Origin of the sequence: Paraflavitalea devenefica, assembly GCF_011759375.1 — a bacterium.
GTDB classification, from domain to species: Bacteria; Bacteroidota; Bacteroidia; order Chitinophagales; family Chitinophagaceae; genus Paraflavitalea; species Paraflavitalea devenefica.
The window spans coordinates 2203464-2228428 of the sequence record NZ_JAARML010000002.1 but is presented as its reverse complement, the minus strand read 5'-3'; the positions used below and the strand labels follow the sequence as shown (position 1 = coordinate 2228428).

11 protein-coding genes are annotated in these 24965 nt (G+C 50.8%); 8 read left to right on the top strand and 3 right to left on the bottom strand.

What is annotated here, in order from left to right:
- Positions 1-3: 3 nt before the first annotated feature.
- The 3 genes from HB364_RS18115 to HB364_RS18105 form a co-directional block, all read right to left on the bottom strand.
- A complete protein-coding gene (locus HB364_RS18115) occupies positions 4-3198 on the bottom strand; it encodes a TonB-dependent receptor (protein ID WP_208419987.1) in 3195 nt (1064 codons plus the stop codon).
- Positions 3199-3295: 97 nt separating this feature from the next.
- Positions 3296-4516 carry a FecR family protein gene (locus tag HB364_RS18110; protein ID WP_167289622.1) on the bottom strand — a complete coding sequence of 407 codons (1221 nt, stop codon included), beginning with the start codon at positions 4514-4516 and terminating at the stop codon, positions 3296-3298.
- A 72-nt stretch (positions 4517-4588) separates the two neighbouring features.
- Positions 4589-5215: an RNA polymerase sigma factor gene (locus HB364_RS18105; RefSeq protein ID WP_167289621.1), complete on the bottom strand. Its 627-nt coding sequence runs from the start codon at positions 5213-5215 to the stop codon at positions 4589-4591.
- A 256-nt stretch (positions 5216-5471) separates the two neighbouring features.
- Between HB364_RS18105 and HB364_RS18100 the strand changes: the two genes are divergently transcribed.
- The 8 genes from HB364_RS18100 (at position 5472) to HB364_RS18065 (ending at position 24813) form a co-directional block, all read left to right on the top strand.
- Positions 5472-5825 carry a hypothetical protein gene (locus HB364_RS18100; protein ID WP_167289620.1) on the top strand — a complete coding sequence of 118 codons (354 nt, stop codon included), beginning with the start codon at positions 5472-5474 and terminating at the stop codon, positions 5823-5825.
- A 50-nt stretch (positions 5826-5875) separates the two neighbouring features.
- Positions 5876-6526: a hypothetical protein gene (locus HB364_RS18095; RefSeq protein ID WP_167289619.1), complete on the top strand. Its 651-nt coding sequence runs from the start codon at positions 5876-5878 to the stop codon at positions 6524-6526.
- A complete protein-coding gene (locus tag HB364_RS18090; RefSeq protein ID WP_167289618.1) occupies positions 6505-7305 on the top strand; it encodes a sensor histidine kinase in 801 nt (266 codons plus the stop codon). Before HB364_RS18095 ends, HB364_RS18090 begins: the two co-directional genes overlap by 22 nt.
- Positions 7302-7964, top strand: coding sequence for a response regulator transcription factor (locus HB364_RS18085; RefSeq protein ID WP_167289617.1), 663 nt, complete (start codon positions 7302-7304; stop codon positions 7962-7964). The genes HB364_RS18090 and HB364_RS18085 overlap by 4 nt, the downstream gene beginning before the upstream one ends.
- A gap of 137 nt (positions 7965-8101) precedes the next feature.
- On the top strand, positions 8102-8764 hold the full coding sequence (locus tag HB364_RS18080; RefSeq protein ID WP_167289616.1) for a hypothetical protein: 663 nt from the start codon (positions 8102-8104) through the stop codon (positions 8762-8764).
- A gap of 34 nt (positions 8765-8798) precedes the next feature.
- Positions 8799-9491, top strand: coding sequence for a hypothetical protein (locus HB364_RS18075; protein ID WP_167289615.1), 693 nt, complete (start codon positions 8799-8801; stop codon positions 9489-9491).
- A gap of 83 nt (positions 9492-9574) precedes the next feature.
- Complete coding sequence (locus HB364_RS18070) at positions 9575-13129, top strand: hypothetical protein (RefSeq protein WP_167289614.1); 3555 nt, start codon at positions 9575-9577, stop codon at positions 13127-13129.
- Positions 13130-13158: 29 nt separating this feature from the next.
- Positions 13159-24813 (top strand): hypothetical protein, encoded by an 11655-nt coding sequence (locus HB364_RS18065; protein WP_167289613.1) that lies wholly within the window; start codon positions 13159-13161, stop codon positions 24811-24813.
- Positions 24814-24965 lie beyond the last annotated feature (152 nt).

The window sequence follows — 24965 nt, the reverse complement described above, 5'->3', positions numbered from 1 at the left end:
TAATTAGAATTGAATGTTTACACCCACGGTGTAGGTTTTCATAATACCATACGTCCACTGGTTACCACGGCTCTCAGGGTCGGTGAGCTTAAGCCGGGTAATGGTAAAAGGGTTCTGCGCATTGGCATACAACCGGAAGGAGCTGATACCGGCCCGTTTTATCAATGCAGCATTCAGGTTACAACCCAACTGGATGTATTTTATCCGCAAATAAGCCGCATCCTGGAACCAGAAATCAGAAGACAGCTTGTTATTGGCGGGCGCAATGGATATCCTGGGAAAGCGTGCATCAGTACGTTCCGGCGTCCAATAATTGGTGGAATAATACCTGGTAGGCACACCTCCATCCTTACTCATATCCAGGGGCAGGGCAAACATGTCGAGCAAGGGCGCCTCGCTTTTGCCGGTACCCTGTAATAAAAACTCCAGGTCAAATCCCTTATACGCTACCCGGAAGTTGGAAAAATAATTCAGTTGTGGTGTGGGATTGCCGATCAGGGTTTGATCGTCTGATGTGATCTTACCGTCCTTTTCCCCCATGTCGAGGTATTTGATATCCCCTGGTTTGGAACCGGGCAGTACAGGAATTAAAGGATCGCCATTGTTGTCAAAGTCGCTGGCCTGCAACAGGCCCGCAGTTTTATAACCATACAGGCTGCCGATACTGCTGCCCACCTGGTTAATCGTAGTTGTTGTTACATACGGCCCTCCTTTGAGCGTCATGATGGTATTGGTGTTGTATGTTACACCGGGCCTTACAGAGATACTGACGTTCCTTCCCAATTTCCCGTTATAATTCAGGGACAGTTCCCATCCTTTGTTCTTCACTTTTCCGGCATTGACAGGCACTACCCCTTCAAAGCCGCCTACCAACGGTAAGGGAGGATACAGGATGATGTCATTGGTTACTTTGTCATAATAATCGAAGGTAAGCTCCAGCTTATTACCGGGGAATAGTCCCAGGTCCATACCAATATCCAGCATGTTCACCGTTTCCCAGGTGATGTTGGGATTACCATACGTGCTTTCCACCCCATTGGAGGTGCTGATGAGCGTTTGATACTGGTACAGGTCTATATTCTCATTCCCCAACTGACCATAAGAAGCCCGCAGCTTGAGGTTGTTGATCAACTTTACGTTTTTGAAAAAGGCTTCGTTGTGCACATTCCAGCCAACCGCTACGGAAGGGAAATAACCTACCCGGTGGCCTTGCGCAAACCTGGACGATCCATCCGTACGGATAGTGCCTTCCAGGAGGTATTTGCTTTGATAAGAATAATTGAGCTTGGCATAGCCTGATATCAGGGACGATACATCCCAGTTGCCGGAGTTGTTCTCTTCCTGTGAGTACCCGGCCATGGCAAACAGCATATGATCGCCCAGGTTGAGTGTATAATCAGCATTGGCGCCTACATAATAATAGGTGGTCCTGGCCTGTGTGGGCGTTCTTTGGGTGGTCCATGTTTGCACCAGTTGGCCGGTATAGTAATCAAAGAAGTTATAACCATCGCGGCTGTCACGGTAGATATCACTGTTCAGGCGAAAGCTGAATTGCCCGCGTACATTCAGGTTGGGCAACACACGCCATTTGGGTTGCAGGTTAATACTGGTTTGCCCGCTTTCATATTTCCGGGATCCTCCCCTTTCGGCATAAGCCAGCGGGTTCACAATATCCACATGACGGCCGTAGATCTCCCTTCCGTTCACGGTAGGATATTTGGGCAAAATGGTGGGCGGCACGCGGTATACATCTTCCAGTATCCGGTTGCCATTGGAACCGCTGGGCCGGTTGGGCTGAATGGTATTTCTCTTGATGGCCAGCATGTCGAGGTTCACCACAAAACTTTTACTCAACGTAATGGAAGTATTGGCCCGGATATTCCACCGGCTGGTATTGTTCACCGGTATCATGCCTTTTTGATAGAGGTAATTACCGGTTAAGGCAAAGCGCGCCACATTGTTGCCGCCGCTTACCGATAAGGAATGGCTGGTAATGGGCACCGACCGGTCAATGATGAGGTCAACCCAGTCGGTATTGGGAAACTTAATGGGATCTGTTCCGGCAATGGTGCTGTCAATAGCCGTTTGTGTAAAGGAAGGTTGCTGGCCGGCATTCACCTGCCCTTCATTGTACATGCGCATATAGGTAGGCGCATCCACGAGCCGGGGTAAGTTGGCCGGACTTTGAATGCCCACATAGCCATCATAGATGACCGCCACTTTACCGGGTGTACCTCTTTTGGTGGTAACCACGATCACACCATTAGCAGCCCTTGCTCCATAAATGGCAGCGGCAGCCGCATCCTTCAGCACCGTCACACTTTCTACCGTTACCGGGTCAATATGGTTCATGTCCATCGGGATACCATCTACCAGTACCAGCGGGTTGGAGTTGCCCAGCGTGCTGATGCCCCTGATCTTGATGGTAGCGGCATCGCCGCCCGGCAGGCCGGAGCCCTGGGTCACCTGCAGCCCCGTAACGCCCCCCTGTAAGGATTGTGATAAAGTGGTAATGGGTTTGCCGGTGATATTGGAAGCCACATTGAGCGAGGACACAGCGCTGGCAATGTGTTTCTTCTTCTGCTCCGAAAGGCCCACCACCACTACCTGTTCCAGGTTGCCTACTTCTTCTTTCAGGGCAATATTGAGGGAATTATCGCTGCCGGATATCGTATATTCAAAGCTCTTAAAGCCCACCCTGGAAAACACCAGCACGTCGTACTTTTTAGCCTTGATGGTAAAATAACCATCTGCATCAGTGGTGGTGGCCGTGGCGCCCTTCACTGTTACAGTTACATCGGCCAGTACACCCGGAGGTTCTTTCGTATCATACACACGGCCCCGGATGGTCAGCAGGCTATCGGCCCGCTGGCCGGAAGGCGGGGTTTCCTTTGGCATAATGATGATCTGCCGGCCGCTTATTTTATACGTAAGGGATGTTTTATCCAATGCCTTGTTAAGAATATCTGCCACCGGCATATTCTTAACATCAAAGTCGAGGCTTACATTCTTTTCTTTTTTCACCAGGTTATCCCGGTAAAAGATCAGGTAGTCTGTTTGCTTCTGTATACTTTCAAATAGCTCCGGCAAAGTGGCCTTGCGCAGTTGCAGGTTGATACGGGTGCTTTGCGACCAGGTCTTTTCGGCCATGCTCAACAGGCCGATAAACAACAGGAGGATGGTGCATTTGATTCTCAACAATAACAGTTGCCGATGCTTTTGGTACCAGCATGGGGAGTGATGCATTCTCATACGTTAGCAGGGTTGATTTAATTTATTAGTAGTTGCATTTTCATTACCGGCGGATCAGCTTTCTTTCTGTGGGTTGATAGATGAACGGCGTACCCGTACAGATCAGGTTCATCATATCTTCGAGGTTAGCCTGAAGGTCAAGGCGACCGGAAAAGGTCTCTTCTTTAAAAGCCGGTATATGGGTATTGATATTTACATCATAATGCCTGGACAGCCGCCGCATGAGCTGCTCCCAGGGGGTACGTTTTAACAGGAGGTATCCTTTTGTCCAGGAGGTGTATTCTTCCGTGTTAACGGCCGTCACTATTAATTGGCCGCCGTTGGTATAGCCGGCCATTTGGTTTGGCAGAAGCTGCGCGCTGTAAGCTGCGGGATGTGAGCCGTTTGCCGTCACTTTCACGCTCCCATCTACCAGTACTACCTGTTGCTGCCCGTCCTCTTCATAAGCGCTCACATTGAACCGGGTGCCCAGCACCTGCACCGCCACCTGCGACGTGCGTACGGCAAAAGGCCTGTCCCGGTCGTGCGTTACTTCGAAATACGCTTCGCCGGTGAGTTCTACCATCCTTTCATGACTGGTAAATACCGTAGGATACCGGATAGAAGAAGCGGCATTGACCCATACCCGGGTACCGTCGGCCAGCGTGAGGGTGACCATTCTGCCGCCTCTGGGCACGGTGAGAGTGTTATAGGCAAGTGGCGAGTGGCTAGTGGCTAGTGGGGAGTCTGCGCGGTATATTACCTGATCATCTGCTAACTGCATAATATTGGCGTTACCCTGTTGGGCTAAAGTTCCATTGACGGCGCTGTCCAGTATTATTTGCTGGCCATTGGACGTGGTGATATAGGCCTTATTGCGGCCGGGCGGGGTGAACTGTACAGGAGTTGCTGGGTGATTGTTACCGGCAGTCTCTTTTTTCGGCTGCGTTTTAAGAAACAGGTAATACGTACCCGCCCCTACCAGGAGCACCAGCAGGGCTGCTGCTGCTATCCTGAAAAGTAACCTGCGGTAAAAGGGCCGGGCAGGGCCGGGACCGATCTTTTCTGTTAACCGCCGGTGAAGGTTCATGCTGACAGATGCCGAAATTGCCGGGACTGCCAGTTCCATGGCTGCCTCAAACTCGGCCTGCATCTGCTCCAATAAGACCTTGCCGGCAGCATCCTGCTGCAAAAAATGCAGTACTTCTTCCACCTCCTGCGGGGTGCAATCATTATCCAGGTACCGCTGTAACAGTTGTTTGTAGTAGTCCATTTCCTCCGCCATACGCAAATATTGAATATGTAGAACATATAATATCCAGAAATGAGGATGGAGGGTGGGTCTGTGTAAAAATATTTATAGAGGAACGTCCGTGCTTAAAAACAATAACAGGGTGAAACTGAGCGGGGTATTGCCGTATTGTTCAAAATATTCTTTAATAGACTTCATGGCCAGCACCATGTGCTCTTTCACCGTATGGCGGGAAATATTCAGTTCGGCGGCCACCTGTTCATAGGTTTTGCCTTCCTCCCGGCACAGGAGGAACACTTTTTGCCGCTGCGGCGATAAATTAGCAATGGCTGCCTGTAATATGGCTTCATACTGCTGCCAGCTTACCTTGAGATCGGCATCTGACACGGTTTGCCGGAACTGCTGCATTACCTGGAGGCGCAGGTTTTCATCGACAGCTATTTTTTTCATGAGCTTGAACACGCTGTTGCGGGAAATGCGGTAGAGATAGGCCTTAAAAGAAAGGTCGGGATTGATGCGTTCCCTGATCTCCCATATCTTCAGGAATACGTCCTGCAGGATATCTTCTGCAATGGCAGGTGATTTCACAAAGCGCAGCACATAATGGTACAGGGCGGGATGGTATATATTGTACAACTCCAGGAAGGCCTGGCTGCGCCCCTGTTGTAACTCCTGCAATAAGCGATGTTCATTATATGTTTGCTCTGTGGCAGCCACGTTAATGGGCAGCAAAATAATGATTTCCGCCCATTTGGGATCAGGTTTTACACTTATTGGCGTGCTTACAAAAAACAGCTACTTTTGACGACTGTCACTTCTGCTACCGAATAGCCCGGATAGTTACTACTCCTCTTTTTTTCGTAACCCATGCAGTAATCCTATGTAGTCCATTTATTCAATGGTCTGACCCACTCATACCCATACATGAAACAATTGGTTTATTGACTTTATGAACCTGCAAATACCCTGATACCTAAAAATCACCTATATGTCTACAAACAGTCTTTACAGTCTTCCCCTGCTCACTGCCATTGAATACACACGCCGCTGGAGGACGCAGGGGCATAATATTAAGGCCTTTACCATTGACGTCGCTGAGTTGAATGATATCATTGATGAATATGGCAAAAAGATACCCGACTTCAAGCCATCGCAGATACGTATTTATTTTGGCATCAATTCCCAGGGCGCAGAAGCATTGGTACTGATCGGTGTTGACGATGAAGGGCATGATATTTTAACGTATGTGGACAGCAAGAATATTGAGCGGCCGGGAACGTATGATTTCACCCACCCCTGTCCGGATACCTGCGACAATGAAAGTCCGCTGAGCCATGACTAAGTGTGAACAACTTTATTTCCTGTAAGAGGGACACCTGACGATCAACACCCATGTTTCATAGTCTGAAACAGATCATTTTCTCCGTGGCGCCTTATGCGTTGGCGCCACCCCTGCTGCTGGGCTTGTGGCAATTCCGGGCTTTGCCCGGCGCGCTCAGGATCATTACTATTCATGTATTGGTGGCGGCCGTTACAGAACTGGCCGCCACCCTGCTATGGCATTACCGCATCAACAACCTGTTCCTGCTGCATATTTATACTGTAGAGGAATGCGGCATGCTGCTGTGGTTTTATAGTTATTTATGGCGGGAGCGCATTCCCCTCAGGGTATTCCTGTATGTATTCCTTTCTTTCCTGGTTTTTGCCGTGATCAATTCCATGCTACTGCAACCACTCACGCAAAACAATACGTATGCAAGAAGTATTGAGGCCGTGATCATGATCGCCTGCGCGATCGCTTTTTTCTACAAGATGCTGAGCGAGGCCAGGATCCATAAGCCCGAACGGTCGCCTTATTTCTGGATCAATACAGGACTGCTGATCTATTTTTCCGGTTCCCTGTTGTTGTTCACGCTGAGCAATTATATCCGTGGACCTGAATATAAGCAATTGCGGATGGACATCTGGACCCTGCATGCTTTTTTTAATATCCTTTTGTACACGTTTATAACGATCGGGTTATGGAAGCAGCGAAGGAAGTAGATATTTTCATTTTCCTGTTCAGCGGCACGCTGGGCATGATGATACTGGCCGGCGGGGTGATCACTTTTTTTATGCTGTACCAGCGCAGGCTGATGCATAAGCAAACGGAATTGTATGACCTGGAAATGAAGCACAAGGAAGAGCTGCTGCACAATAATATAGCGATGCTGGAAGCCGAACGCAGGCGGATTGCCAAAGACCTGCATGATGATATCGGCAATGTGTTTTCCACCCTGTTATGGAAGCTGCAACAGCTCCGTACGGATGGCAACGGCGGGCAACCCGAAGGGATACTGGAAGATGCGCGTAAGCTGATCACTACCGGACTATCCAATACCCGGACCATCACTTATGATATGATCCCTTATGGCTTTGATATTTTCGGATTGGCCACCACTATCCAGGGCCTGTGCGACCGCCTGGCGGCGGCCGGCGCGCTGGAGATCAATTTTGAACATACCGACCCCCTGCCGGCGCTGCCCGACCCCGTAAGCCTGCATATTTACCGTATCCTGCAGGAGCTGGCAGGCAATACGATCAAGTATGCTGCCGCTACCCGTATTGCCATTAACCTGGAAGCCACGGCCACTGGCCTGCAGCTCAGCTACCAGGACAACGGGTGTGGCTTTGACCTGAAGGGCATGGACCGCTTACAGGGACATGGCCTGCGCAATATTGAAAGCCGTATTAGTATGCTGAAGGCCCGATACCAGTACATTACTGCACCCGGCCAGGGCGTAACCGCTTATATTGATATACCGATAAATGACGCGTTATGAAAGTGATCAAGATAGCCGTGGCAGATGACCAGCAATTGTTCCGGCAGTGCCTGGTATCCAATATCAATCAGTTGCCTACCATACAGGTGAGCATCGAGGCGGAAAACGGCCACCAGTTATTGCTGGCCATCAATGCAGCGGCGGAGCTGCCGGATGTGGTGCTGCTGGACCTTGATATGCCGGGCATGAATGGTGTGGAAACCACCGCTAAGATACAGGCTGGGTTCCCAGCCCTGAAGGTGATCATCCTTTCCGTGCATTGTGAGGCGCGCCATATTATTTACATGATCGAAAAAGGCATCAATGGCTACCTGTCTAAAAGCAGTACGCTGGAAGAAGTGAACAAAGCCATCACGGCCGTGTACAACAATGGTTTTTATTTTGCGGAAGAAGTGATGCGCACCATGCAGCAGGGCCTGCAGACCAAAGGCAAAAAGTTTTATATAGATATACCGGGGTCGCTTACCCGGCGCGAAAAAGAAGTGCTGGGCCTGATCTGCAAGGAATATACCACCCCTGAAATAGCCACTGCCCTGTTCCTGAGTGAGCGGACCGTGGAAGGCCACCGCAATAACCTGTTGCTGAAAACAGGCGCCCGCAATACTGCCGGGCTGGTGATCTTTGCCCTGCGCCACCAGTTGATGGACCCTACCCTTTAGTCTTCCCCCCCACCCCCGTACAAGTACCTGTTTTCATAATCAGGTACTCCTGCGCTTTTCCCACGGTGATGACTGATAGTACATTTACAATTGTTGGAAAGTTTTACGCAAGCCATTACTTTTTAATCAGCCTGCCCATGCCAGCTATTGTTCCTGTATCGCTGGGAACTTCTACGCAGTTCACCTGTGCCATTACTATTGAGGACCATACAGGCGATACCGTGTCGGTAAAATACCAGGGATTACCGGGCAACCAGCCCAAAGACAGCAACAATTTCGTTGCCATCTGGGAGGCTTCCACGATACCCTGGACAGCCAAGCCCCTGAAACAGGTACCCATAGAGGTGAACCATGAGCTTGGCTCATTGGTGATTGATGGGCTTACGATCACCAAGGCCAGTTATACAGTAGGCTATAGTGTAGGAGCAGCTATTACGGATATAAGCTGCTGCGCTGTACTGGGCGTGGGCGGCCTCACAGCGCCGCCTTCTGCGATCAGCCTGGTGATTGACAAGATATATACCGACTCTATCGTGGTAGGTTACCGTACGCTGAACGGTTACCTGCCCCAAAAGTATGGCAACTGGATAGGGTTATGGCAGGGTTTTGCCTCACCCTATAACCCGTTCGACCCCATGGCTACTACAGCGATCACCAGCAATGCATCGGAAGGTATAGTCGGCATTAATAATGTAACGTTTGGCTTAAATACGAATTATACGCTGATCTATTTTACCGGCAAGCCGTACACTACCGCCGCCGCCATCATCAATTTCAATACCGGCGACCTGGACGATTAAGGTCTTTTCTTTTAACTAATAAATATTAATTATCATGGCAAATGAATCACAATTACTGACGGCAAGCAGTTCAGCTACCACCACCCTGAGCATAGATTACGTTACTTCAGATGCTATTGGCGTGAGCTTTATATGCATGCCGGGCAACCAACCCACTACGTATGGGAACTGCATTTACATCTGGCAAAATGCCAACAGCATTCCCTGGAATACCGAACCTCTTGCCCAACATCCCATTGATGTGAATACGCCCCACGGTTCTACGAACTTCACCGATCTTGTGCTTAATAATAATAGCTATATCATCGGGTATGCAACAGGCGCGATACTTACCCCGCCGCAACAGTTATACGGTAATATCTGCTCCACTGCTTTTATCCCGGCCAAGTCCAACGGCCAGGGCACTATTTTTACCCCTAATCTTGCCATGACTTTTGTGGGCACGGATTCTGTGGCCTTCAATTTCTCCCTGCCCGATGGCATATTGCCACAAACCAATACTGCCTGGGCAGGCATCTGGCGGGCCTCCAGCGCTTCTTACAATAATCCGCCAGATAAGGCAGTTCCCATTAATCTTAATGCAGCTTCCGGGACCGGCGCTATCAATAATTATAAGATCGGACGGGGACTTACTTATACCATCGGGCTGTTTATGAGCGGCTATGATGCGGTAGAAGGCAAGCACACACAAACTACCCTGGCTACCTCACTTACGTTTACGAACTGATGCATACGACCAGCTATTTATTGATAGGTGATGCTTTGCTGTAAGGCATCACCTATACGTTCATTACTATTAAATGGTTCTATATGGCCTTCTTCCTTTCAGTATACAATAAGCGCCTATATACCGGTCCCACTGGTGCTGACGACAAGGGATTTGTGGCATTTGTAATACCGGAGAACAGGGACTCTAAGGGTGACCCGATCGAGCTGGTAACGGCCCTGCAAAGTGAGACCTTTAACGGCAGTTTTGTTTTCTCCGCCAAAGCGCCTGTTATTACTGATGCCGGCAGCGCCGATCAGTTTCTTAGGGTTATTTATACGGTATTGAAAAATATTTCGGCGACGAGGGCTATTATCTGGCTGAAAGATCCCGGTAACATCAATAAGGATACTGCCTCCCTGATGGGCATCAACAAAAACGGCAGTGCAACAGCCACGGGCCTGAACACGAAGATCGCCCCTCAACTGGCCTTTACAGTAGCCAATGGCGTCAAACTCACCCTGCGCCCCAACAGCACCCTGCTCGACCTGCAGAGCACTGACAGTGTGATTGGTTTCGCAGGCGCCGCAGCGCCTACGATCAAGCCCTCTCCTTCGGGCCTGCTGAATTTCTCCGGTCCCCTGCGGGGATGCATACAGTTCCGCACGTATATTAAACGCGACACGTTGTATACTAAGTGGCAATGGGGATTTCATTATCTCTTTCCCCGCCCGGAAGATCCCGGCAAGGTGACTTCCTGCTGGTACCCCCTCGCTTCTACCAAAGCCGCCACCGACTTTATTGGTTTCGATGTAAGCATTGATTCCTCCGACCTGTTTAATACAGCCTTTGACACGGGCAGTAACTTTATTGCCCAGGCCTATGCAGCCCGGCGCACTTATTTCAATTTTACCGGCCGGAATTTTGACCAGGCCACTACAACCCTCGACTCTTTTTACCGCACCGCTTTCGGTGCGGGCGTTACCCTGGTGCCACTTGCACCGGGCAATGATATCTTACCTGCCCGGCTTGTATTTACGCATGGCGAGCAGATAAGTAACGAAGCTGAGAAGTTCCTGGTTTCGCCGGAAGGGGATTTCAATATTGCCTTGCCGGGCGTTACGAATGCCATGAACCAGTATTTACAGTGCGGCCTGCAAGGCACGGAGTTTTTTAAGATCACGCCGAGGCCTGTTAGTGGTACAGGCGGCGACAGCATCCGGTTCCTCTCCCGGCAGCCGGCCTGGTGTGCTGTATTCCCCTTTCAGTCAGCCTCACCGGTGAAAGCTCCGGAAGACCCAACCGCATCCCTGCTGACAGGCCCCTGGCTCACGTCGTGGGCTACCCTCATCAGCGCACCGGGCAATACGATCAGTTATGTTTCGCAACCCAAGGGCGCTTCACTGTTTGGCAATGACCGGCTGATCACTCCTGCGTACACGGACCTGTTTGGCCATACTACCCCTGATTTTATTTTTAAAGCCAACGATACCATTGTTTTTCCGCTGGCGCCTTATGCAGGCGTTATACCCCAGGGAGTACCCGGCAATTTTACACCTCCACAGATCGGGTCTTTTGAAAGCGCCGTGATCAGTCCCACCCGGCGCAAACTGATCGGCGCCATTTCCACTATCCCCTCGGTGATACCGCCCGGTATCCCCCTGACCGAACCTCCTGCTTCCTCCACCACGCCATTGGGCTTGCTGGTAACTACTACCCAACAGGGCAATAAATACCAATGGAATAAAGTATTCCTGGGACAAAATACCGATGACGGCATTACGTACCGCATGCAGTTTATTAACCCGGATGAAAAGCTGATCGAGGCCTTACAAACCAGCGATCTCTTCCTGGTATGCGCCAACAATAACCACCTTGGTACTTTGATGGGCACTGAACCCGACAAGCCGGGCTTTGAGCATATTATGAGCATCAACAACTGGATGATGCAGGCCAATGTGGGCGTGGGCAATCAATATAATGACTACAGGAATGTGATGATCATAAAAGGGCGGCGCGGAAAGCTGTATGATGCCAATGACAATACAGCCAGCCTGGTGGCCAATCCGAAGAAATGGACACAGGCGGCAGCCTTTGCAGCGCCGGCTAACCCGCCGGGCACAGAGCCGGCAACGGATATACAACAACTGGTGATCCTGTCGCAATGGTTGCAGGATTATTGCAAGCAGGCAGCCGCCAAAAGTGACAATGCGTATTTCAGCCAGTTCAACCAGCTTATTTCCGATGAGAACTGGACAGGCATCCTGTTCCTGCGAATGGATATTAAGCAACTGCCTTCCAACCTTACCGGTATTATGGCCGGCGTTACGCATCCGGAATTGTTTAATGTGCATCACCTCGCCATTTCCATTAGCCCGGTGGTCAAGGGCAAGGGCGCCAGCGGCGCCGTAGTGGATCAGCCCAGCAGTATTTACGGACTGATCTATTATGTAGACCCCGATTTCACCGACCGGGAACCTGCACAGGCCATTGTGCCTACAACCGCTCAATCGTACGATTTCAGGCTGCTATCCCTGAAGGTATTGTTTACGAACACCACCGTGAGGAAGTTTGAAAGCAATGCGCAGCTTACGCTGAACCAGTTCTTCAATTCGGCAGTTGACCATATGGGTGATGTTGCCAATACCTGGAATAATGTGTTACTGCAGGGCAGCTTCCAGCTTAATAACGGGAAAGCCGTGTACAGCCTGGGCAGCAGGGGCGACAATGCTTTTTATTTCAACAGCAATGTGCTGAACAAGATACAGGTATCGAATGTGTTGCTTACCACCCGTAACCCCGACAACAGCGGCACCACCGCTTCTGTATTCAGCCTGGAAGGTTTTATTGATTATAAGGTAGTAAAGCAGGTGGATGAGCAGAATCCGGCCAAGACGCTGTATTATGATATTTTCTCGTTTGGCAACCTGGACGGGCAGGATAACAGCAGGAAGGGACTGAGCTTTAATAACCTGGCCATTAATATGACTTTCCCGGTCACTGCCCCACTCAATAAATCACTTACGTTCGATGCATCGGCCATCACATTTGATGTATCGAAGAGCACGCCCAGGCCGGGCAGCCTGTATATACAATTGGCGCTGGACATGGACAGCCTGGTAGCAGGCAGTGATGAACAAACGCCTGCTGATCTCGGTTACCTGGCCGTGTTGCCGGATATACGTATGCAGGCCACGGCCAAAACAGCGTGGTTTGGCTTAAAGTTCCGGCTGAATATGGGCACGCCCGGTGAGCTGGCCGGGAAGATCAATCTTGTATCGTGGCTGCTGCTGAGCTGGTGGCCCGACAGTGCAGGCGTGAACAATTACAAAACCAGTATTGGTATATCACTACCGGGCACCAGTGGCGGCGCCAAACTGATCAGCCTGCAAAATATTATGAAACTGTCTATCGGGCAGATACTGCTGAAGTTTGATGACCGGCCTGAGAAGAAAGCCTTCCTGCTGCTGTTTACCGAAATAGCGATCAAATTCTTTGGCCTGCTGAAGATACCGCCGGCAGGCTCTACGCTCTTCTACCTGTTTGGCAATCCGGATTCCGGCGGCAAGGCTTCGGGGTTGGGATGGTATGCGATGTACCGCAGCGACCAGCCGAAGCAAGCGATGACACCCGCTGCACCTGAAACATTGCCAGCCTAATATTTATTACCATTTTATTCCGATAAGCCATGTCACTATTTGCCGACCTTGTTCAGTTGTTTACCAATGCCAACGGCATCCGGGACCAGTATACCGGCATTTCTATACAGGAAATGATCAATTATATTCAGCAGGAAGATGAACTGCGCTTCCTCGTAGATGGCACCAACAATTTTGGCCACCAGGCCACCACCGTGAATGTGATGAAAAGGATCATTGACACCACACAATATACAGGCGCCATTAAAGTCATATACCGCGCCTCAGATCCTTTTTACCCGGTCACTACTGCCCAAAAGCTGGCCATTTTATTGCCCAATATTGTACCGGACAATATTGACAATATCACTATTGCCTATGGCACCTGTAACAATATTACTTTCCTCAAGTTTGAGGACGTGGATACGCTACCGGACCAGATCAGGTTTGGGTTTACAGGAGGCGCTGACACCGATGAACCCGATTCAGAAAACTATGCCATTCCGCTGAAGGTTAGTTATTTTCTGAGGCTGCAACCTTATTTGTGGAATGAGGAAGACAACGTGGTGGAGCGGCAAGATGAAGCAGACAATTTTTCGTTGAGTAAAGCTTCCTCCACCTTCCAAATGCTGGCTTATAAATTTCAGCCAGACAAGTTTACAGCGGTGCCACAAAGCACCTGGACCTGGTATGGCAGTACCCAAACCTTTGATGCGGAACTGAAAATACGGACGAAGAATGCACAGGCGCTCTATGACGCCTATATAAAACGAAGGAATGACATATGCCTGTGGCCTGTTTACGGGATGCACCACTTTACAAATACCTCCGGCGATATCACCCTGAATCTCTTATTATCGGCCTATACTGTTCAAAAAACACAGCGGAACCCGGTGGTCATTATTCATTTCAGTAAGGTCAATGAATGTTATCCTTTTAAGTATGTTGCGCCACTCGGGGAAGATATGAAAGCCCAGGACCGGGCCTTATCCTACCTGGCAGCCAGCATTACAAAAGACAACAGGTTGAACGCGGAGTTTTCGCCCGAAAACCTGAAGGGATTTATCATGCAGCTAAGCAAGGATACATGGCCCCTGCTCAGCAAGAGCCGGCTGGTGCTGCTTGATGGATACAATGAAGATGCAGGCAGCTATGTTAACATTGCCGCAAAGATCACGGGTGCTATAGCAGATGCCAGGAACAACGATGTACTGATCATTTCAATGGGCCCGGTACCACAGGATGCTTATAATTTCTTTTTCTCCAATGCCGTGTATCCCGGTATATTTGAAGGGCAGGGTACATCGAGCCTGGTGATCAGCCAGGGAAGGGCTTTCTTCCAGATACCGCGGGAGGGAAAACCCGGTAATGCCAATTATCCCGGCCTGGTAAGCGCTGTCAATTACGACCCTGTGGTCAATGCTGCGGGAGCCGCTATAGAAATGATCCGCGACCAGCAATTATCAAATTATTATACAAAGACCGGCCCGCAATCACCCGCCGGTTATTATCCCGGCCTGACAAAAACAGCCGGCTTTATTCTCGACATTTTCGCCAACACGCCTGTCTACCGGTACTTTTACTCCCTCGGCGACTATTATCAAAAGAGTATCCACGATAAGCTGATGCTGGGCCTCGTAGGTGTTGATGCGCTGATACTGGTAGGTAAGCAACTCCGGCTGTCGGAAGACCGCAGTACGTTAATGGCTGTAGCCGCTGACCCGCTTACGCTGGATAAGGTATATGAACAATTAACGGCTAACTGGAGTGATGGAAAGGTAAACCTGTTTGCCGCCCTGCCAGGCACTTACCTCACGAACTTTTTTGTAAAGGTGACCAATTCCATCCTGTCGGTATCCGTAGCGAAAGAAGATATCAAAGCGGAGAAAGACAAGGATAACAAGATCATTAAAGTAACCGTCAGTAATGCCACTACTCCCTCCTTCCTGGGCATTACGATGAATATCAGCCTCATTTTTACAGCGCCCAATACAGCGGTGATCACCGAGATCAGTACGTATGTGAATGATACGTGGTCGCTGGATGGCATACCCTGGATAGCTTTTAAGGATCCCGGCTTTATGATGAAGGTGAATGAAGGCGGTTTCCCTGTGCAGGGTGGCATTACCGGCACGATAGAGCCGGCAGGATTGCATTTACAGATACAATACCCGGTAGAGAATAATACCTGGCTGATTGCCGGTTCTTTTGAAAAGAATTATCCCGGCATTGCCATGCTATTTCAAATGGCAGGCGGCATTAACCTGGTGCAGGTATTGCCCGCCCCGCTCAACGGGCTGGCCGGCTTTGGCCTGAAAAGCTCCCAATTACAGTATAATGCCGCCAACCGTAGCTTCGGCTATATGTCGTTTGAGATGAGCACGCCGGAACCGTGGAAGATATCACAAACGCCTTTACTGCAGGTAACCCCCACCGTAAATGTAATAGTGTATGATGTGGCCGGCCCCAACCGGAAGATCGAATACCAGGTAAGCGGTGAGTTTACGATTGGCAAGGACACGGTAAGTATTGCCGGTGGCTATCCTGATTTTTATATTTATGGCGGATTATCGAAAGGCACGATAGAACTGAGCGACCTGTTGAAGCTGTTTGGCGGCGAGCTGGACCTTACGGCTGCGGTGACCCAGCTTGATTTTGCTTACAGACCGGCACAAAAGTATTACCAGCTTGGCGCCGCCCTGGACAAGCCGTTTTCCATTGAAAAGTTCTCCATTGATAAGCTGAGCTTTAATGTAGAAAGCAACAATAGTGTGAATACGGTAAGCCTGGGTGGCACCTTTACAATACTGCCCCAGGATGATAAGATAATCGTTTCCGTCAGTGCGTTGTACAGCACAGGCAAGGGCTGGCAGTTTGAAGGCCGGCAAACCGGTGGCGAAGTGAAGATCGGCAAGCTGTTGTCGCATTATTTTACGCCCGACTGGAATCCCCCACCGGAATATGATTATGGCGTTAAAGACCTCTATTTTAAGATCGCCACGCAAACAGGTTACTGGGAAATGGGCGGCGCTACCGCTGAGCAATGGCATATTCCCTTCCTCGACCTGTATATAGACGCCAAAGCCATGCTGGGCAAAGGCAAGAAGGATGAGAACGCAGCAGTTGGCATGTATGGCAATATCACCGCCGACCTGAGCTGGTATAATATAGACCTCAAGGTGTTTTATGATTTCGCACCAGGCTATAAGGCTTTTGGCATCCGCTGGGGCCTGCTGGAAGGAAAGGTAGAAACGAAAGAGATCGATAAGAAGCCGCACCAGGTGGCCACGCTTCATTTCACCCAATCTACCACCGTAGGCAGCCTTGTTGAAACAATGGTGACCTGGGCTACCGGCTCGGCCTTCAGCCTGGGCGCTCCCTGGAATATATTGAATGAGATACCCCTGAACAACCTGGCGCTTACGTATGACTTTACAACGAAGCAGGTGAGCTTTGAAGTTAGCATTGGTACGATCAACCTTGGCTTTGCCCAGATCACCGGCATTAAGATCGAATACAAATCCGGTCAGCCCAAACCAGAAGACAATGGCGTATGGGTCAATATCACCGGCAAGTTCTGGTGGAAGGACAACCCGGATGAAGACATTAACTGGGATGCCGCCAAACCCGAAACCACGCCTGCACCTTCGGGCCAGGGCAATAAGTACCTCGACCTGCGCCTGCTGGCGATGGGCCAGCATGTAACGCTGCCCTGCTTCAAAACTGCCGACACGGTGCAAAAGGCCATCGCCTGTATGTATGACCTGAAAGCGCCCGAACCGGGCAAGGTGCCGGATGTAACGCTGGACAGCAACAGCTCCTGGCTCACCGGTATGGACTTCGGCATTTTAAAGCTGGAAGAGAAAAAGCCGGCAGCGTCTGCTGCGGCGCCACCTACCAAACCCGGTTATTTCATCACGGCCCAGGTAGTGTTTAATGACCCCACTATTTATGCCCTGCGCCTGGCACTGGAAGGTGAACCGGCGCGGATATTAAAAGGGCTCGATTTCCAGATCATGTACCGGAAGATCAGTGATTCGGTGGGTGTGTACCAGGCCGAGATCGCACTGCCTGAGATCATGCGCCGCATTGAGATGGGCCAGTTCAATATTACCCTGCCTGTATTTGGCATTGCCGTTTATACAAATGGCGACTTCCAGATTGATATCGGCTTCCCCTGGAAGGCCGATTTCAGCCGTTCTTTTACTTTCCAAACGCTGATCTGGACACCGATAGGCATACCAATTCCCGTGATGGGGTCGGCAGGTTTTTATTTTGGTAAGCTATCCAGCGCCACTACCGACCGGGTGCCCAAGGTAAGCGATGGCACTTTCAACCCCGTACTGGTATTTGGCCTGGGCATACAGTTTGGCATTGGCTATGATTTTAACGTAGGTATCCTGAAAGCAGGCTTCAGCCTGACAGCGGTGGCCATCCTGGAAGGCATACTGGCCAAGTGGAACCCTTATCCGAAAGCGCTTCCGGGCAGCCCCGGTAGCAACGGGCAACTGGAGAAAGCCTATTATTTCTGGTTCAGGGGCACTGCAGGCATTATCGGCAAGCTGTATGGCACGATTGATTTTTCCATTATCCGGGCCGACGTGAATATTGACATACGTGTACTGGCGCAAATGACATTTGCCCCATATGAAATTATTGAACTGTCCATCACGGCATCGGTCAGTGTATCTGTAAGCGTACGGATCAACCTGGGTTTATTCAAGATCACGATCAGCTTCAGCTTCTCTGCCCGCATACAGGAAGGCGTTACGATCAAAGGCATTGGTGGTACGCCGCCATGGACTGTGGTACCTGCACAAACTCTGCGTGCTTTACAGGCGCCGGCGCTGCGCTACAGAAAGCAGTTGATGACAATGAGCCGGTTTACCCCACCGGAAGTACTCATACCAAACTGGTCCAATTTACAAAAAGCCGCCACCCCTGATCCCTTAACCGGCTATATGGGCCTAGGCCTCACGATGGCCATGCCCGAAAATGGCACCCCCACGCTGGCTGCCCAGCAGGCCTGTTATGTAACGATGCTGCTGATTGAATCGGTAGCAGCCCCGCAGGAGAATGCCACCGACTGCCTGTTTAAAGCGCTCAACGAACAGCCTGATACTTCTTTTGAGAAGCTGTGCAAACAATTGTTCCGGTGGATCATTTCTACGGTACTGCCTTCCTATAATGATCCTGTTACAAAACAGGCGATCCCTTATACAGCCGCAGAGATTGATCAAACCGTGATCACGCATGCACAACTGCAGATGCTGTTCACTTATTTAAGTGACAAGGATAATCCTGTACCCATACCGGTGAAAGAGATTGAAAAGTTCCTCACCGAACAGTTCCTGATGACGGCATGGGGCCCCACCACCCCTAAAGAGGGGAATGCTACTTTCTTCCCCATCCCGCTGGCGATGAATATGAGCGTGCCCGATTACGGTGGTAATTACAAAGGCGTGTCCTACACCTTTGGTGGTTATAATGAAACCTCCTCCCAGTATATTGCCGACCTGCGCATGTATTTCAATGACCTGGCCATAAAGGTGCAGGAGGAAATGGACGGCGGTAATACCAGGCTATCTGTAATGACAAACAGCTCCTCTGTAGGCAATTTTGTTTTTGGCGATTATTTCCTGCTGATCTGCCGGCAAATGGTGCAGGCGGCCCTGGACTCCCTGAAGGACTTCAAGTATTATATAAAAGATGAGCAGCGTGTGGATGATATCGTGAAGTGGGTGAATGAGAACGGTAATCTTACCGGTGGACTTGCCTACAGCGCCGCTGAGTTGTTTACTGACAATGCCACCCTGCTATTGAATGTAAACAAAGGCATCCTGGTATCCCAAAGCCAATACCAGGTACAAACGGATAATACGTTCAACAGCATCGCCGCACTAACTTTATACAACAAAGGGTTCAGCGGCGCCGACCTCGCCCTGCTGAACAGTGAGCAGGGTAATCTGTTGCAGGCAGGCATCAAGATCCATTATCCCGGTAAAGACCCCTATGCTACTTTACCCGGGCAATCCTTACAGACGATTGCAGATAAGATAGGTGTGGATGTAGCCGACCTGATCGCCAAAGGCGGCATCCTTACCCTTGCCGGCCTGCTGGCCCCGGCTGCCGTATTGCAGGTACCTGCCTTTACTTATATGACAGTGGCAAATGATACCCTGCGCAGTATCGGCGCCCGTTTCAACCTCAGCCAGCAGGAGCTGGCGGCACCACCTGCCAACGGACTGATTGCCGGCCTGTTTGATAAAGCATCCTCTACTTACTTAGATATTACCCACCTGTCGCAGTTTGAAGTGGGCGAACTGATCAAAGAGATCCAGTACACCCAGGGACTGCAACATGTAAGCGGCATGGCTTCCCGCTATTATATGGCCGGGCTGCGGCTGCCAACGAAGGGTATTAAACCTTTGTACAAAGGCATGTGGGTAACCGATAACAACGGGCAGCTTACGTTGCCCGATTTTGCCGGCCTGTACGCCCTTACCGGTCAGCAGTTCCCGGTACCGGTGCCGGGCAAAGACAATTTCAATGTTACTTTTAACCGTCCTGTTGCTTTACCCTGGCTACAATTTGCAGGCGCCACGCCCGATCAGTTAACGATTGCCATTGCACCTGGTTCAGACGATGCCAACCGCATCATTGCCCTGCGGGATTATGCCACGAAGAACAGGCTCAATACAGGCCTCTCCTTCCTGGGCACCGCACCCCTGTTCAAAGATGAAGCGTCTACCTATCCTTTCACTACCGAGATCACCTGGAACAGTCCTTCCTCCATCAGCTTCCCTTACGGCGGCCGTCCTGCGGGCCTTCCTGCCCTGCGGTTATGGCAATTGCCGGAAACGCTGCTGCAACTGCCCGCCCCTGTGATACGCAAGGTAAATCCCCGGGTAAGTATCCTGGCCGGGCAGTATAATGAAGGCAGCCAGGAGATGGAAAACCATTTTATTAATCACTACGGTTATGCCTCTGTGGTATCCTTTACCGTAAAGAAGGTACCGGAGATCACGACGAGCCCTTCTACCAAAACTTTGTATGAAGTAACGGGTGCCAGCGGCAGTGAGGTGGCCATACTGGAAAAGATGGTGAGCGGACTGGGCAGTAATGACCAGGCCATTGCCCTGCTCACGGTAGCCTTTGCGGCGTCGCCACAAAGCGGCACCTATAATGGACTGGAAACCGGCAATGGCGCCCAACTGACAATGGGCATTGCACAGGTGAACCTCTCTACCGAAACCAGGCCCGATGGCGCCGGCATTACGGCAGCCGTATTACCGGCTGATACCGACCAACCCAGCCTGCTCAATACGCCTACCGGCTTTATCCGCCTGTTGTGGGAGGCCAGCATTACACGGGCAGGCGGTTTCTACCTGTATTATTATGATGCCGTTAGTGGCGGTGGCCTGCCCGATCGCCTGTTCAACGACAAGAACGAGGCCACGCTGAGCCTGCTGGTACTATATGCAGCGCCTGCTGATACCCGCCTGCAGAATAATGTAACGAACTATATGAATATGCTGGCCACCGGTGAAGCGATAGATACCAGCGCCACTGTACTGTTTGCACAAGCCGCTCCTGAGGAAGTATGGCTGTCGGCCAACACACAGCCCACCTTACGCGAACTGGCAACCGGCTATTATGATACGGTAGCAGCTATTGCCACCGGCAATAAGCTGCTGCCCCTGCGCAACGGCATAACCTTGTCCATAACAGAAGGTGTATACGAAGTAGGCCCTGCCGGCAGCATACCCGGTGGCAATCTTACCGATATAGCTGCTTACTTTGGCACTACCGCTGATGCTATTAAAGCCGCCAATCCCAAACAAACCAACTGGAATAACCCGCTGCCCCTGTACACCAGCCTGTACCTGCCGGCGCTCACCCTTACGGTGGGCACCAGCAAAGGCGGCAACACATTAAGCGCCCTGGCGCAGTATTATGGCCAGAACCTGGGCTCCCTGGCCGCGCATAACCAGGATGTGGCCGGCCTGTTTGCCGATGGCGGCACCATTGTGATTACCGGCGGCCCCATAACAAGGACCGCTACTGTACCTGCAGGCGTGGTAGCTGTGCAAGCCATACGCCCGGTACCGGACCCCATCCCGGAAGATCCCAAAGCAAGTGATTATGCGCCCCTGTACCTGAAGCATCAATTCAGCCTGCTGTCATTCAGCGTGGTGGACAATGCTTATTTCAACGGCAGTAAGATGGCCCTGCCTGCCGGACCACTGACAACCCCGGCGCCTCGCGCATCAGCCAATAACAAGATCGCAGCGCCCCGGATACTAACGGCCAGTGACAACTGGGAGTATAAGCAGGCTATTCCCTATAACCGTTTTTCCAAACAGGTATTCACCGCCACCGAAGGGCTGCCTGCGCCGGAAGATAGCCCGTACAAAGGACTGGGTGATCTGCTGCAGGCCGACTTTACCTGGCAGGACCTGTATGGCAACCGGCTGATCACTACCCTGAGCCAGCCTACAGCGGCAGATGCCACTCCGCTGAACCAATGGCCCATCCTCACCGGTTATACCGATACCCTGATCGGGCTGGCGCAATGGCCTTCGATAGCCAGTTCCTGGCAGGTAACTACCGATGGGCAGAAAAATCCCCTGCTGCAGATGGGCTTCAGCTTTGACAACAGCACTTACCAGGGGCTTATTACTGCCAGCGCCATTGACGGCAACACCATCGAAACACAGTTTACCGAAGCATTGGATGCTGTGACTGCCCTGGCCGCCAGCAACTATACGCTTGATAATAATATCACCGTAGAGCAGGTAGCGCCTGGTACCGACAAAAAGAGCGTGCGCATTACTACCAGCGCCTTGCCGCCCGCCAGTGATATCACCCTTACGATCAATAATATTCAAAACAGCAGCGGCAAGCAAACGTTCTCAGGCTATGCACAGTTTGTATACAAGCCTGCAGCCGGAGAGGCTGCAACCGCCCCTGTATCTTCTGTTACCATACAGGCAGCACGTGACCGCGCCATGTACAAACAGTTGTGGTACCAACTCACCGACCCCAATGGCATTGCCTATACCGTTCCTACCACCCTGGTGGATACCTCTTATACTTTATCTGCCGAACAGGTGAATGCGCTGGTACAAGGATGGCTGGCTGATATCTACCTGTTCCTGGACAACCGGGCACAGGGCTCCACCACCGTAGCCGCACCGGCCACTGATCATATCCTGCGCTTTGGCATTGATAAAGTGCAACTGAATAAAGCATCCATCTTTAAGCCGGAAGTATCTTTTAGCATTGAACGGACAGGCGGCGCTATTATGGGTGATTTTGAAAGTACCGGTGGTATTAAACAGGTGAAGGCCCTTATTCCCGCCCTCACCGATAAAGACCCCGGCAGTGATACAAGGAGCCTTGTAACATTTGCGCGGCAGTTTGAAGCAGCCCTGTCTACCCCCGGCGTATGTAAGATAAAGATCGCTACCGGTGTAGACCGGAATGATCCGCTTAGTTTTTCCACCAGCAGGGATATATGGGTAGTGAAGCAGGGACTGGATGACAATACCAGCCTTGCCTTCAGGATCAATAATCCTGATAAGCCGGCACAGTTTGCCCCGCGCCCTGTTTCCACGAAACTGGAGAACAGACCGGGTATCCCGATCTATGACTATAATACAGAAACAGGTATTGACTTTAAGGGCAAGCCTTCCACCTATATGGATTTTACAGCCATAGATACCGATCAGTGGGTGAAGCAGTTCTTTGCCGACTTTGACCATGTATTATCGCCGGAATTTGTAGCCGCCATCCAACTGGTAGATGAAGAACAGAAGACTACGTACCTCGATGATATTTTAGCCAATAAAAAATTACTGGCCGATATCGTGAAGCAATGGATGATCGCTGTATTTAAAGACGAGTACCCGGATACGAGGGCTGTACAGGAAGTGTTTAAACAGCAATTGCTGGTAGCATTGAGCAATGCGTATAATGTACGGTCGGCCATAGAGTTCAATGCCACGGTGGTATCTGATAGTAAAGACCCCATACCGCCCCGCTTATTTGGGAATGTGCTGATGAACCCGGTAGACAGTGGCCATGTAAGCGACGCCATCAGCCTTACTTCCCCCAAACTAAACCTCGCCACCAGTAAACAGGCCAACCTGCCTTTCCTGTTATCATCGCCTCAACTGGTACGTGGCCTGGATGGCGAGGTACTTTCCTACCTTGACCTGGACCTCACTTATGCCGGCGCCTTTATTGAGCACCAGATCGGCCAACTGCCCGGTATTGAGGATTATGAGGCCAGCACCTGGCTGTCATTCGTAGTACCGGATACGGAGAATCCGTTTGTGGCCCCGCTGGGCCAGTTCCCGGCGCCGTTATTGCTGCGCTCCTTCCCGGCTACTCCTTCGATGATCAACCAGGCAAGCCTTGCTCCCGTTATCCGCACTACAGGTGGCGGAGTGATCAACATCAGCGACCTGCTGAATTGGGGTTATACCATTGTGTATGCGCAAAGCTTCCATTATCCGCAGGACAAGCTGCATTTTACGGTCAACTTTAATGTGGGCGCCCTGCCTGCTCATGATCTTGCCGGCCTGGAAGATGCTTTTGCCGACCTGGCGGAATTTATCACGGTATTCCCTGCCGTACAGCAAACCCTTTCTACGGTACTGGCAGCCATTTATGCAGGCACTACCGATCCTAACCAGTTCCGCATTGCTTCGACCGCCTTGCGCTCATTCAATGATATGGTGACGCGTATCGTGAACAATTCCACCGGCAATAATCTATCCCTGCTGTCGCCATCGCCGCAGTATTTCAGCAACGAGGTAAAGCCTTATGAATTTTACATCAAGGAAGATTCGGCAACCATCGCAGGGCCATCAGGTCCCGTGCAGGCACTGATCGTTGGCATTACCGGTGAAGCGCCTGAGGGCATCGGCACACCTGTGGTACAGATCAGTGGGTATACGGAAAAGGTGTATGCAGGCGCTCATGAAAGCAATTATTGTTATTATTATGTTGATCAGAATAAAAACCCGCTGCCAGCAGTCACCGGGCAGGCGATCGCACAACGGACTGTTGTACTGCCCGGTATGAATATATTGGCGCGGCAGGACAGCTATAGCATGGTACAGGTAATACGCAATGACGAGCTGAAACCCGGCATGCCTTATGCCTCCTCTTTCAGGTATACTACGGGCAACATTGGCTTTGCCGATCCCTGCCATCCTACCAACCGGTATGATGATGCACTGGATATTTCCACCATCGGGGCGCCACCCGGCCAGCACAATAAGACCACGCTGGTAAACCAGCTTACCAACCTGTTTACCGCCCTGCTGGAGAAGAACTCACAGGATACTCTGAGCTTCCTGGCTAACTGTCAATACACGTATTCGGGCAATAGTTACCTGGATGATTTTGTGCTGCCGGTAATGATGCAACCTATGCAAAGCATCCGGGTAAAGCAGGCAGCGAAACGAACAGAAGAAGATGAGGCCACGCTAACAGCTATGATCGCCGGTTGGGCGGGCAGTATCCGCCTGTGGTTCAATACGCATGCCCCGGCCACTGATCAGGGATGTTTTACTTTCAGCCTTACGGTTTTTTCCAATTTAACCAAACAGCCTATGCCACTATTACAGTTGACCGACCTTACATTACCGCTTTTATACATTACGGATATGAAAATCATGTCATTTAGTTAGTTGCCATCCCTGCCAAAACGATGACTTAGGTGGCCAGATGGTAAAAATACCAACCGGCTGCATAAGTCTACTATTGCCGGACGCTTCAAAAGTGATTACTTTTAGCTCCGCCGAATGTTAGGTTCGTGAAGACACGAACCATGGCGACCGGA